The organism is Aquimarina sp. MMG016, assembly GCF_018100805.1.
Classification (GTDB): Bacteria; Bacteroidota; Bacteroidia; order Flavobacteriales; family Flavobacteriaceae; genus Aquimarina.
The window spans coordinates 77,266-91,545 of sequence record NZ_JAGJEA010000006.1 but is presented as its reverse complement, the minus strand read 5'-3'; the positions used below and the strand labels follow the sequence as shown (position 1 = coordinate 91,545).

Sequence of the window (14,280 nt, the reverse complement as noted above, 5' to 3'; positions counted from 1 at the left end):
TATTGAACAGGGTTTTTTTATTATCTCGAAGCAATTTGTCTATTGTTAATGTTAAAATTTTAAGGAATTTATAAAAATTGATTCATAAGTATTTTTTTTGATGCGCTAAGAAAAAAAACCAGTAGTTTTGTTACGCCTTACCCCTATAAAAATAATCATAATAATCATTTAGCTGAAATTCATTTTTTTGATAGTCTAGTAAATAATTCAATTTACGTGGATAAATCAATTGCAATGGATTTTGTCAATTAACATTTTATTGGTTTTAAACCAACAATATCTTATTTATGGGAAAAATTACTACTATTAAGTTTTTTTTATTATTATTTTGTTTACCTATTATTACAATGGGGCAATCAGTTTGGTGGAGTTCTGAGTCTTATGACGCTTCAGTCTCATTATATCAAAAAAAGGAAACGTCTGATTTTTCGTTTTCTATAAATTCTACGAAATTGTATGAAGAATTGCAAAGAATTCCTTCACGTTTCAAAAATGAACAGTCTGTTCTTTTAAGGTTTCCATCTCAAAATGGAGGCGTTAATTATTATAAAATTTACAAGGCAGAAGTTTTACATCCGGAGCTTCAAAAAAAATATCCCAAATTACAAAGTTTTGTTGGGCAATCAACTTATAATCCTTTAGAAAAAATTAGGTTTACATATCATCCGTTATATGGTTTAAATGGAATATTGACAACCAAGGATTCAGAAGTTTTACATATTAAAAGAATAAATAAGTCTTCAAGTAAAATAATTGCTTCTAAAAGTGAAGAGTTTTCCAATTTTGATTGTGAAACAGACGCTTTAATAAAAAAGTTAAAACCAACAAGCAAGTCTTTTTCTAAGAATGCAAATGATGGTAATTTAAGAAGATATCGACTAGCATTAGCTGCGAGTGGTCAATACTCCCAGTTTTTTCTGGATGGAACCGAAGTTGACGATACTGAGAGAAAAGTAAAAGTACTGGCCGCAATGGTATCTTCAATTAATAGAGTTAATGGTATTTTTGAAAGAGATTTTTCTGTTACTATGCAAATCATACCAGATAATGATAGTTTAATTTATTTAGATGGTAATACAGATCCTTTTTCTACAAATTTAAATAGTGAGTTACAAAACGCTATTGATTCTAATTCTCTCATTGGTAGCTCTGGATATGATGTGGGACATCTTTTTCATGTTGAAGGATCGATATATGGTAATGCTGGTTGTATAGCCTGTGTATGTACAGACGGTTCAAAAGGAAGTGCATTTACTGTACATAATGATCCTTCTTCAGACAACTTTAATTTAATTGTAGCACATGAATTTGGCCATCAATTTGGGGGATATCACGTGCAAAGTAGCAGTAATTGCAGAAGTGGCTTTAACAGTGAAGTAGAACCAGGAAGTGGGAGTACTATTATGGGGTATGCAGGTATTTGCTCTCCTGATGTACAGGAGGGGCCTGATGATTACTTTAATTATGTAGATATCCGTGATGTAGCTGTATGGACTATTAGTAATAGTAATTGTGCAGAAATAATCGATATTTCTAATACAGCTCCTATGGTAAATGCTGGGTCAGACCATACTATTCCTAGATCAACACCATTTGTATTAGAAGGAGATGCATCGGATATTAATAATGGAGATTTGTTAACTTACTGTTGGGAACAAAACAATCCCGAAGACCCTTTCTCATCAAATACTCCTCAATCAAATTGGGTAAATGGACCTTTATTCAGATCTTGGCTTCCTAGTGAGTCAAATAAAAGATATTTTCCCAGATTGGATGATCTGATATCGGGAAACCTTTCTCCAACATGGGAGGTATTGCCGTCTGTTGCTCGTACAATGCGTTTTGAATTGACAGTGAGAGATAATGTATTAGGTGGAGGTCAAACCAATACAGATGGATTAACTCTAACAGTTGATGATACTTCTGGTCCCTTTCTGGTGACATCTCAATCTATTGCAGAAACTTGGAATGTTGGAGATCAGGTTACCATAACCTGGGATGTTGCTAATACTAATATTCAGCCGGTTAATGCGGCAAACGTTGATATTTATTTATCTGTCGATGGAGGTAATACATACCCTTATTTATTACAAAATAATATAGCTAATGATGGTTCTGAAACTTTTATTTTGCCAAATGTTGAGAGTACTTCTCAAGCAAGAGTTATGGTAAAAGCTTCAGAAAATGTGTTTTTTGCAATTAATAATACTGACATTACTGTTCAAGCCTCTGAATTTATAGTTACCTCAGATAATAATTCAGTTTCAATCTGCCAATCAGAAAATGCAGTTTTCGATTTTCAATATCGTACTTTTCTAGATTTTGATGAAGAAACCACTTTTTCTACAGAAAATTTGCCTTTAGGTATTACTTCAAATTTTACACCCTTAATGATTTCAGGGCAACAGGTTAATGGTGCGTTTATAGGTCTTACCATTTCAAATACAGCAACAACCCCTGTTGGATCTTATCCTTTTAACATAATTGGTACTAGTACTTCTGGGATAGTAAAAACTTTAGAAGCGACCCTGAATATTTATGAGACGGGAATTGCCCCGGTTAATCTCTTGAGCCCTGAAAATAATTCTGTTGCTGTAAATATTGAAAATGATTTTGAATGGGATGGAAATGAAAATATAGAGGAATATGAGTTACAAATTGCTACGGATGATCAATTTCTTTCTATTATAGAAACAACAAATACTTCAGAAGTAATATATCGCCCTCAATCGTTATCCTATGATAATACATATTATTGGCGAGTTATTTCTAGAAATCCTTGTGGAGATGATGTGTCTTCTTCTGTTAATACTTTTACCACCCAATGTGCTAATCCTGAAAATTTTACCTATAATGGTGTAGGAGCAACTTATGTGAATTTAATATGGGAAGATTTAAATTCTACTAATTGGGACGTACAATATGGTACCTCAGGTTTTATAATAGAAAACGGGACTATTGTAAATTCTGATGTTAATTCTATTGAAATAAATAATTTAGAATCATTAACATCCTACGACTTTTATTTGCGTTCTACTTGTTCTGTTGGTGGATTAGCTCCTTGGATAGGACCAATAACAATAAGTACTACAGCTAATTATTGTGCGGGAGATCGTTTTTATGATTCTGGAGGGCCTAATGGCACATACCAAAATGGAGAGTTTGAAACAACTGTAATTTCTCCTGAATCTAACAATGATCGTGTAAGAGTAAAATTTGATGCTTTTGAATTAGAAAGTTGCTGTGATTTTTTAACAATTTACGATGGTCCTAATACATCAGCTTCGTTAATTGGTTCTTATAGTGGAATTAGTTCTCCAGGGGTATTGATTTCCAGCCATGAGACTGGCTCATTAACATTTGTGTTCTCATCAGATGGAAGTGTAACCGCCTCTGGTTGGGATGTAGAGGTAATTTGCGAACCTAAACCTAACTGTAGTCAACCTACCAACTTTACTATTGATTCAGTTACTGCTAAGAATGCTACACTAGTTTGGGAGACAGATGGCAATTCATCATCGTGGGATGTAGAATATGGATTTTCAGGATTTCAAGAAGGTACAGGTACGATTATAAATACTTCGCAAACAACATATGTTTTAGATGGACTAGATCCTATCACTCAGTATGATGTTTATATAAGAGGAAATTGTTCGGTAGGAGGAGTAAGTGATGTCGTCGGGCCCATTTCTTTTGAAACATTATGTGATGTTGTTAGTGCACCATTTGTAGAAAGTTTTGAGTTATTTAATTTACCTCAATGCTGGAATCAATTTGGGTCAGAAACCTGGATGTTTAATAGAAATGCAAGTTATGATGCTGCTAACGCCGGCGATAGAAATACTTCAGGAAATACGAACTATGCCTGGGTAGATGGTTCTTCTCCTAGTGGGAGTAATCAAATTTCAACAATGACGTTGCCTTTAGTAGATATTTCAGGTTTATTAATACCTTCAATTCAATTTTCGGTTTTTAGTAAAAACACTATAGATAACACTTATAATACATTTCGAGCAGAGTTTTATGATGGATCGGTCTGGAATGATATCATAGAACTTCAGGAAAATACGAATGGTTGGAGAGATGTTGCTTTTGATTTAAGCTCATATACTATAACTGGGCCAATTCAATTAAGATTTACAGTTATTAAAAATAGTCCGGGTAACTCAGAGTATAATGATATATTGGTAGATGAGATCAAAATTGATGAATTGCCAAGTTGTTTAAACCCTCACAGCTTGTTAGTTTCAAATCAGAGGTCTAGATCCGTTGATGTTTCTTGGTCAACGTCAGGATTAGAATCTAATTGGGAATTGTTATACGGGCCAAGAGGCTTTTCTCCATCTAATGCAACAAATCAGGTGGTTAATACCAATCCTTATGAAATTACTACGCTAGAACCTCAAACAGAATATGAGCTTTATATAAGGTCCATATGTGCTATAGGAGATACTAGTGAATACATTGGGCCGATCTTTTTTACAACTCCATGTGATGCATATAGTGCTCCATTTGAGGAAGTATTTGCTAACTACAGCAGACCGTCTTGTTGGAGTGAAGAGGGTAATAGTAATTGGTCCTTTGGTAGATACTACGACTCCCAATTGGGAAGAGAAGTTGAAGATAGAACCGAAGGTAACCAGACAAACTATACCTGGAAGAATAACAATTCTTCTGATCCTACAGTTCCTTCTTATCTAATTACACCCTTTATAGATGTTTCATCTTTAGTTACACCATCAGTTGAGTTTTCTATTAATAGCAACGAGATATTTAATAATGAGTATAATACATTGACGGTTGAGTTTTATGATGGTGCTAGTTGGAATACTCTTCAAAATGTTCAAGGTTCTACTAATGGTTGGAGAGATTTTTATCTGGATTTATCATCTTATAATATAACCGATGATGTCCAAATTAGATTTAGTATCATTCAGAATACAAACTCTTCAGAATACAATTATATATTAATAGATGATGTTCGAATAGGAGAGCTCCCTTCTTGTTTTAATCCATATTCACTAGATGTGTCCTCTGTATCGTTTAACTCTGCTACAGTTAACTGGGTAGATGATACAAATACAAATTGGCAGATTGAATACGGGGTAAGCGGCTTTGCATTAGGAACAGGGGCAGTAATAGATGCTAATACAAACGAGGGTGTTATTGAGAATCTTACTAGTGGTACAGATCATCAGTTTTATATACGTGCTAATTGTGGTGCAGGAGATTTTAGTGAATGGATTGGACCAGCTGATTTTAAAACTCTTTCAAATTTTTGTCAAGGGGATCGTTTTTATGATTCTGGAGGCCCTACCGGTAATTACCAAAATGGAGAATTAGAAACAACCCATATTGCTCCTGAGTCTAGTGATGACCGTGTTAGAGTAAGTTTTGATGCTTTTCTGTTAGAAGGATGTTGTGATTATTTAAGAATTTATGACGGTCCTGATACATCGGCTCCTTTAATAGGATCTTATAACGGATCTAATTCGCCAGGAGAAATTGTGTCTAGTCATGATACAGGATCGTTAACATTTGTGTTCGCATCAGATGGAAGTGTAACTTATTTGGGTTGGGATGCAGAAGTAATTTGTGAACCAAAACCTAATTGTAGTATTCCATCTAATTTTATGTTGGTAGATGCACTCGCTCATGAAGCTTTACTTTCTTGGGATAGTTCTACAGAAAGTAATAGTTGGGAAATTGAATATGGATTAAATGGTTTTATACTTGGCAATGGGACTATAGTTACCGCAGATACAAATTCAATTCTTATTACTGAACTTTCTGCAAATACTTCATATGAGGTTTATTTAAAAGCTTCTTGTGTAGCAGGAGGTTTTAGTGATTCTACCAAAATTTCGTTTACAACAGAAGTAGGATGCCCTGATCCATCAGGAGTTATTTTATCAAATGCACAGTCAAATAGTTTATCATTAAACTGGGATATCAATAGTGGAAATGAGCAAACTTGGGATTTAGAATATGGTGAGTCTGGTTTTTTATTAGGTTCAGGTATTTCGGAACAAACTAATACTAATAATATTGAACTTAATAGTTTGATTGCTAATACATTTTATGATGTTTATTTACGAGCAAATTGTAATAACAACGATCAAAGCGCTTGGTCTGGACCTTACACGTTTAGAACTAGTTGTGAATCTGCCCCTAATAACCCTAATGAATTTATTAGCAATGGTAGTTTTGAGTGTGGAGACTTTGGTTCCTGGAGATCTTTTGGTCCAGGAAGTAGTTCCGGATGTAGAATGAACTTTACCGTTTTAGAAAATTCACTAAATGTTTGTGTAATTGTACCAGAGATCTATCCAGTGGATGGGCAATTCGCAGCTTTTACTTCATTTGATGGAGAGGCAGGAGATACCTATGTACTAGAACAAACAATATCTTTGCCTAATGATCTTACTTCTGCTTCAACAGCTATATTATCTTATAATTTTTTAGCAGAGTATGATGTTAGCTATGCTACTCCATCAGGAGAAAGAAGATTGACCGTATCTTTTCATGATCAAAATAATAATTTGATTTTTGATGTAAATCAAATAACTTTTGGAGTAAATCCATTAACCGGAAGTATAGATAGAACGATGGAGGAGCAAGTTCTAGATCAATTGGTTGCATATGAAGGTCAGAATGTTATACTTAGATTTAGTGCATATATTCCTGATTCTAATTCAGGTCCGGCAAAAGCTATGATTGATGATGTTTCTTTACAAATTGAGTCACCTCTTTCGGTTGAAGAAGAGGTAGCTGAAGACAATTTATTACGATTATTACCTAACCCCTCAAATGGAATCTTTAATATTTATTATTCTGGAATAAACATTTTGGAACAAATACAAGTATTCAATCTAGTAGGTAAGTTGATTTATGACCAAAAAATCAATAATTTTAAAGTTAACAAAGAAATACAATTACCAATTGTGGAATCAGGAGTTTATTTAGTTAGGATAGTCTCAAATAAAACTACAATAACAAAAAGAATAGTAGTCAAAAAGTAATTAGGTTTTTTTATATTTTATAACCCAGCTTTATATTAAAAAGCTGGGTTATTTTATTACCCATCCTTTATTTCGTTTAAAAGTAAAAAAGCATCATTTACAAATTCCTTTTCTAAAAATAGAGTAAAGTAGTTAGAGGTAGATATAATTTCGAAAATAGGAATTCCTTCATATGCTAATAACTTAAAAATATAAAAATATAAACCTATGGTCTTGGAGCTATCATCTGGTAAAGCTATAGACATTGAAGAAAGGTTATCGGTAACCGATATGCATGTTTCATTCTTGAAATGTAATTCTACGACCTCTTTTAAAGAAGAAGAAACTAATATATTACTTTCTTGAAAATTACTTGAATATGTAAAATAAGTTTTGCTTTTATCTTTTACACTATTAAGTAAGTTTGATTGACTGGTAAGAATAGAATTAGAATTTAAAAAAGCATATTCTGTTATTCCAGATCGCACAACAATATCTCCTAAACTACGTAGATTATCTGTATGTTTTATTCGTTTGGGATTATACCTTCTTAAGGCCATTATAATTGAACCTGGCTTTATAGGTTTTCTCATTATTTTTTCTACCTGCGGCCTCATATCGAGAGCCAAAGAACTAAAGTTTATGATATCTCTTGATAACGCATCTTCCAGAAATGGTTGATGCCTTAGTATATCGTGTACACAATCTGTTATGGTTTTCATTGTTATATATTTAACATATTGTACAAATATATATAATTTATATCAAAATATTTATTTTTTGTGCTAGGTTAATTAATTATGCATTATAAAATGTATGAATAGATGAAAGTTTTAAAGTTTGGAGGTACTTCTGTAGGATCAGTCGAAAATTTACAAAAAGTAAAAAATATACTTATTAGTGATGATGAGCAAAAGATTGTTGTGTGTTCAGCTATGTCAGGAGTTACTGATCAATTGGTTCGTTTGGTAGAAAATATTAGATTCGGGGATACAGAAGCTATTACAAGGAATTTACATAGATTAGAGACTAAGCATTGCGATGTAATTGATCAACTGATTGAGGATAAAGAATTAAGAAGCGAATTGAAAGATAGTATTTCATTCTTAATTACTGAGATGTTTGAGTTGACGAGTCAAAAATATTCAGAAGCTATCAACTCTAAAGTTATTACCTATGGTGAAACATTACTAACATTTATATTCTCCAAGTTTTTAAACTCTATAGGTGTTAACAATGTTTTGCTGGATGCTAAGGATTTCATGTTCGTGGATTCAGTAGAAAACCCAAATATAGATAAGGTTTCTAAAAAACTTCATAAAGTATTAGAAGCAGAAATTAAATCACAGATATATATTACTCAAGGTTTTGTCTGTAAAGATGAAAACGGAGAGATAAATCACTTAAAAAGAGGCGGAAGTGATTATACCGCTACTATAATTGGAGCAGCATTGCAAGCCAATGAGGTACAGATATGGACTGATATTGATGGCTTGCATAATAATGATCCACGATATGTAGAAGAAACACATCCTATTTCACATCTAACCTATAATGAAGCTGCTGAGTTAGCTTATTTTGGAGCTAAAATTTTACATCCTCAAACGGTTTCACCAGTGGTGGATAAGGATATTCCGGTTTTATTAAAAAACACTTTTGATCCTCAGGCGGCTGGTACTATTATCTCTAATAGAACCTATAAAAAAGGATTGAAGGCTATCTCTGCAAAAGATGATATTACAGCGATTAAGATTAAGTCTAACCGAATGCTTATGGCACATGGGTACTTAAGAAGAATTTTTGAAGTTTTTGATAACTTTCATACTTCGATTGATATGATAACAACTTCTGAGATTGCAATTTCTCTTACTATTGATGATACAAGTAACCTTGATGAAATTGTAAAGGAAATCGAAAATTACGCAGAAGTTACAATTGAACAAAATCATAGTATTATATGTATTGTTGGAGAATCAGTTATTAATGACAGAAATTCATACAAACTTTTTGAGGTTTTAAATTATATTCCTGTAAGGATGATTTCTTATGGGGGAAGTAATAATAACATTTCGATTTTAGTAGACACCAAGGATAAAATACCAACTTTGAGATTCTTAAATGAGAAACTATTTAATACTCATCATGAAGCATTAGTATAAGCCAATTTGTTATGTTGTTAAGATGAGCAGAAAGTAGGGTTGTATTTAATTGATCTTTATAGATTAACCACCACTTAAGTACAAACCCTACTTTTGATGTTATGGGTTTTACAGCCTAACAAAACTGGGGTAGATTTATTTTTGAATTCTAAAAATGACCTACTTTTCTTCACCTATTCTCAGACCATTGAAAAAGTTAAGTTTATGTTATTTAACAATAGAATGTTTCATGGTTGTTTTTAAAAAGGTCTATATTTAAAATGTCTGTAGAGTAACACAGTCAAGGGAAACACTAATTTCATTTTCATTCTTAAACGATTTTTGATTCTTTTTACGAGGGTCAAACTATAAATATTGAAGGAATATTATAATAATTTTATGGTTATAAATTACAAAAAGGTATTGTTTGTATTCTTACCCTTTTTGCTATCTAAATTCTTCTTAAATGCTCAGATAGGAAAAAGTGATCAATCTAGTATATATTATAATTGGTTTGATAGTTCTGTGAATTTTGAAAATACAAGTTTGTTTAATGGTGTCTTTTTTAATGATAGATATTTAACAATTAATGAAAAACATAGGTTTTTTGAGGTTCCTGATTTTTTGAGAGGTTCAATAGATTATGATGGACAAGAATATTTTGATTTATCAATGAAATATGATGTGCATGGTGACGAAGTTTTGGTAAAATTAAAAAGAGGATATGGAGAAATTACTTTACAACTTATAAAAAGTAATGTTCATTCTTTTACTATTGATAATCATAGGTTTATTAATATAAATAAAAAGGATGATAATAATACCAGTAGTATACATGGATTTCACGAATCACTACTTGAGACTTCCATTTTTATACTTCTAAAGAAACATAAGAAGAATGTTAAAAGAAGAGAAAGAAATAAAGTAGTGTACTATGAGTTTTTAAGCAAAAATGAATATGTACTTTATTATAATGATTCGTATCATTATGTAAACAATAAAAGTGATTTTATAAAGGTGTTTCCTAAATTCAAAAAAGATATTGATTCTTATTATAATGCTTCAAGAGCATTAAAAAGATCAAATAAAGATTTATTCAATCAAACATTATTAAGACGAATATTTACACTGCTTTCTAAAGAAGATAATTGATTTTATATGCGGAAAATTTTAATAATTAGTTTTTTGTTCAATATCAGTTTAATGGTTTCTCAGGATGATAAATCTAAAATATCCATAACATTTGATGATTTTAATATTCAGGAAGCTATAAATAGTATTGAAAAGATTACGGATTATCATTTTTACTATAATCAAAATTGGTTTACAGATAAGATAATTTCTAAGTCATATCAAAATGTAGATTTGGAAATAATATTAGATGATATTTTTAAAGATACTGTAATCAATTATTATCTTCTTAATGAAAATGAAGTTGTTCTCATACAAAACAATATTATTTACGATAATCTTCCTAAAGGTTTTTTTGGAAAGAAAAATGAAACGAATACAGAAAAATTAAAAAACAAAGGAACCGAGGTAAAACCAATTTTTTATAGAAATAATAAGCCTTCTAAAAAAAGTGAAATTATTCGAATAGGAAAAGAAAGTAAAGGCAATCCAGAGAAAAATGTTGTACTTAGTGGTTATGCTATAAACATTAGAACAGGAGAACCAATTGCCAATTTAGCTATTAAAATAAAGGAAAATGATATCACTATACAGAGTGATCAAAACGGGTATTATCAAGTAGAGTTGCCTATAGGTAAGTATACTATTGAAACCAGGTCTTTAGGTATAGAAGACTCAAGGAAAATAGTAGTTTTATATAATAGTGGAGAATTAAATTTTAATTTAAACGAAAGTCTAGAGTTATTAGATGAAGTAATTTTAGAAGCTGAGATAGATAAAAATGTAACAGAAACTATTACAGGTACTGAACAGATAGATGTAGAAGAATCAAAAAACATACCTTTAGTTTTGGGAGAAAGAGATGTTCTTAAAGTAGCTACTACATTACCAGGTATTACTACTGCTGGTGAAGGATCTGCAGGGTTTAATGTCAGAGGAGGTAAATCTGATCAGAATTTAATACTTCTGGATGATGGGGTTGTATATAACCCACAGCATTTTTTTGGTATTTTTTCAGCATTAAATCCATTTGCTTTGGGTGAGGTAAATATTTATAAAGGAACTATACCTGCAGAATATGGAGGAAGATTGTCCTCAGTATTCGATCTAAAAACAAAAGAAGGAAATGTATCAAAATTTGGAGGTGAAGCTTCAATTGGACCTGTAACCGGTAATTTGGTTTTAGAAACGCCAATTGTAAAAGAAAAGTCATCACTTTTGGTCGGAGGAAGAGGGGCTTATGCAAATTGGATATTAAGATCTTTGGATGATGAATCTTTAAATAATAGTGAAGCATCATTCTATGATGTAATAGGAAATTATAGTCATAAGATTAATGAAAATAATAATATAAAAACTACCGCATATCTTAGCAGAGATGATTTTAGTATAACTTCTGATTCCCTTTATATCTATAGTAATAGGTTATTATCTTTAAAATGGGACCATAGATTTGATGATAAAAATAATGGAAGTTTACTATTAGCTAATAGCCAATATAAATTTAATATTGAATTTGATGGAGATTCTAGTAATGACTTTGACTTAGGTTATAGTATTGAAGAAACAGAAGTGAAATTAAAAATGAACTATTTATATAGTCAAAAATATAAATTTAGTTATGGCATTAATAGTAAATTATACACAGTAAGGCCAGGTAGTATAGAACCCTTAGAATCTGGTTCTATAATTAAACCACTCAGAATACCTAAAGAAAGAGGTTTAGAATCTGCTGCATTCATATCAGGAAAATTAGATTTAACAGAAAAGTTTTCGATAAACGCCGGATTAAGATACTCCATATATAATGCTTTGGGGGAAAGAACACAAAGAATATTTGAAAATGGTCGACCTAGAAACGAAACAACAGTGATAGATACATTGAGCTTTGGTAAAAATGAGGTTATAAAAAAGTATGGAGGTCCTGAAGTTCGAGTGTCGGCTAGGTATTTGTTGGGTGATGATTTTTCTATAAAAGGAAGTTATAATAATACGTTTCAATACATTCATAGATTATCTAATAATACCACAGTATCTCCTGTGGATATATGGAAGCTTTCAGATTTAAATATTGAACCACAAAGAGCAAATCAATATTCATTAGGGCTTTATAAGAATTTAAAAAATAACTCTTATGAGATTAGCTTAGAAGGTTTTTATAAAAGGTCAAAGAATATATTGGATTTCAAAACAGGAGCTCAAATATTACTTAATGAAAGTATTGAAACAGAAGTTTTGCAAGGAGAAGGTAAAGCTTATGGTATTGAGTTTTTGTTAAGAAAGAATAAAGGTAAATTCAATGGTTGGTTAGGATATACATATTCTCGTTCGTTAATAAAATTAGATAGTGATTTTCCTGAAGAAAGAGTAAATAACGGAGATTTTTTTCCTTCAAATTTTGATAAACCACATGATATAAGTTTGGTTACTAATTATAAGTTAACTAATCGTTTTAGTCTTTCAACTAATTTTGTTTATCAAACAGGAAGACCAGTGACCTTCCCTGTTGGTAGGTTTAATTTTAATGGTTCTGATTTTGTTGTATTTAGTGATCGTAATAAATTTAGAATTCCGGATTTTTATAGGTTGGATATTGGTTTTAATATTGAAGGAAATCATAAAATCAAAAAATTTGCGCATAGTTTTTGGACGATATCGATATATAATGTCTTAGGACGTAATAATCCTTTTTCAGTGTTTTTTGTTACAGATAATGGAGAGATAAAAGCTTTAAAAAGTTCAATTTTTTCAGTTCCAATCCCTTCAATTACATATAATTTTAGATTTTAATTTAATATAACATGTTTAGATTTTAAAAGTATGGCATTTAGGAAACCATATATGATCTTTTTGTACGTTATTATCAATTTTTGTACAATTGGTTGTACAGAACCATTTGATATAGGTACTGAGACTTTTGAAGATATTTTAGTAATAGAAGCTGTTTTAACCGATGAATTAAAACAACACGAAATTCAATTATCAAGAACATTTCGTTTAGAAGAAGAAAGTTTTTTTGGAGAAAGTAATGCAGATGTTAGGGTGATTGATAATTTACAAAATGAATATGTTTTTGAGGAAGCTGATATGGGTAAATATGTTTCTGTTTCTCCTTTTATGATACAATCAGATAGAAATTATCAACTTACAATTAGAACTGAAAATGGAGAAACATATGTTTCTGAATCTGTTACATTACCTCAAAAAACACAAATAGATGATTTATATGCAGAGAAAACTGTAAATGAATCGGGAGATGAAGGTATTGCAGTTTTTGTTGATAGTTTTGATGCCACTGGAAATGCAATATTTTATCGTTATGAATATGAGGAGACATATCAAATAATAGCTCCTTTTTGGTCAGAGTTTGAGGTAGAGATTTTGTCAAGAAACCCTCCTTCATTTTCTGTTGTTCCCAGAACAACAGAAGAAAGAATATGTTATAAGACTGATTTATCTAATACTATAAATATTACGAATACTGTTAATTTAAGTGAAAATAGAATTACTAAATTTCCGGTTTTGTTTATCGATAAGAATAACACAGTATTAAGAAATCGATATAGTATTTTGGTTCGTCAATTTATTCAATCCAGAAAGGCTCAAACATTTTATGAAACACTTAAAGAGTTTTCTGATCCTGAAAGTTTGTTTTCACAAGTACAACCGGGGTTTATAAATGGTAATATCTCTTCAATAAGTAATGATCAAGAAAAAGTATTAGGCTTTTTTGATGTGTCTTCAGTATCTTCAAGAAGAATATTTTTTGAGTTTAAGGACTTTTTCCCAAATGAAACTCGACCACCTTTTTTTATTGACTGTGAAGTATTAGATTTTTCTCCGTCTACTCCTCAAGGAGCATCTAATTTATTAAATTTCATAAGTATAGGTTATGATAATTTATCTGGTTATGATTCATTTACTGATACATATTTTATGACTTTGACAGGTTGTGGTGATTGTAATGAGTTTGGTAGTAATGTAACTCCTGATTTTTGGGAAAACTAATT

The 14,280-nt window shown here is 31.1% G+C and carries 6 protein-coding genes; 5 read left to right on the top strand and 1 reads right to left on the bottom strand.

All coding sequences use genetic code 11. The features are described 5' to 3' along the window. Nucleotides 1-287 precede the first annotated feature (287 nt). Complete coding sequence (locus tag J8M14_RS13325) at nt 288-7,022, top strand: reprolysin-like metallopeptidase (RefSeq protein ID WP_211075225.1); 6,735 nt, start codon at nt 288-290, stop codon at nt 7,020-7,022. Between the two features lie 56 nt (nt 7,023-7,078). Here J8M14_RS13325 and J8M14_RS13320 read toward each other — a convergent pair whose 3' ends face one another. Beyond that, nucleotides 7,079-7,723: a hypothetical protein gene (locus J8M14_RS13320; RefSeq protein ID WP_211075224.1), complete on the bottom strand. Its 645-nt coding sequence runs from the start codon at nt 7,721-7,723 to the stop codon at nt 7,079-7,081. Nucleotides 7,724-7,825: 102 nt separating this feature from the next. Between J8M14_RS13320 and J8M14_RS13315 the strand changes: the two genes are divergently transcribed. The 4 genes from J8M14_RS13315 (at nt 7,826) to J8M14_RS13300 (ending at nt 14,278) form a co-directional block, all read left to right on the top strand. Then, nucleotides 7,826-9,160, top strand: coding sequence for an aspartate kinase (locus J8M14_RS13315; protein WP_211075222.1), 1,335 nt, complete (start codon nt 7,826-7,828; stop codon nt 9,158-9,160). A 354-nt stretch (nt 9,161-9,514) separates the two neighbouring features. Next, entirely contained in the window at nt 9,515-10,291 is a 777-nt protein-coding gene (locus J8M14_RS13310; RefSeq protein ID WP_211075220.1) for a hypothetical protein, read from the top strand. 6 nt (nt 10,292-10,297) lie between these two features. Further along, nucleotides 10,298-13,060, top strand: coding sequence for a carboxypeptidase-like regulatory domain-containing protein (locus J8M14_RS13305; protein ID WP_211075219.1), 2,763 nt, complete (start codon nt 10,298-10,300; stop codon nt 13,058-13,060). A 30-nt stretch (nt 13,061-13,090) separates the two neighbouring features. Further along, nucleotides 13,091-14,278: a DUF4249 domain-containing protein gene (locus J8M14_RS13300; protein WP_211075218.1), complete on the top strand. Its 1,188-nt coding sequence runs from the start codon at nt 13,091-13,093 to the stop codon at nt 14,276-14,278. The last annotated feature ends 2 nt before the right edge of the window (nt 14,279-14,280 follow it).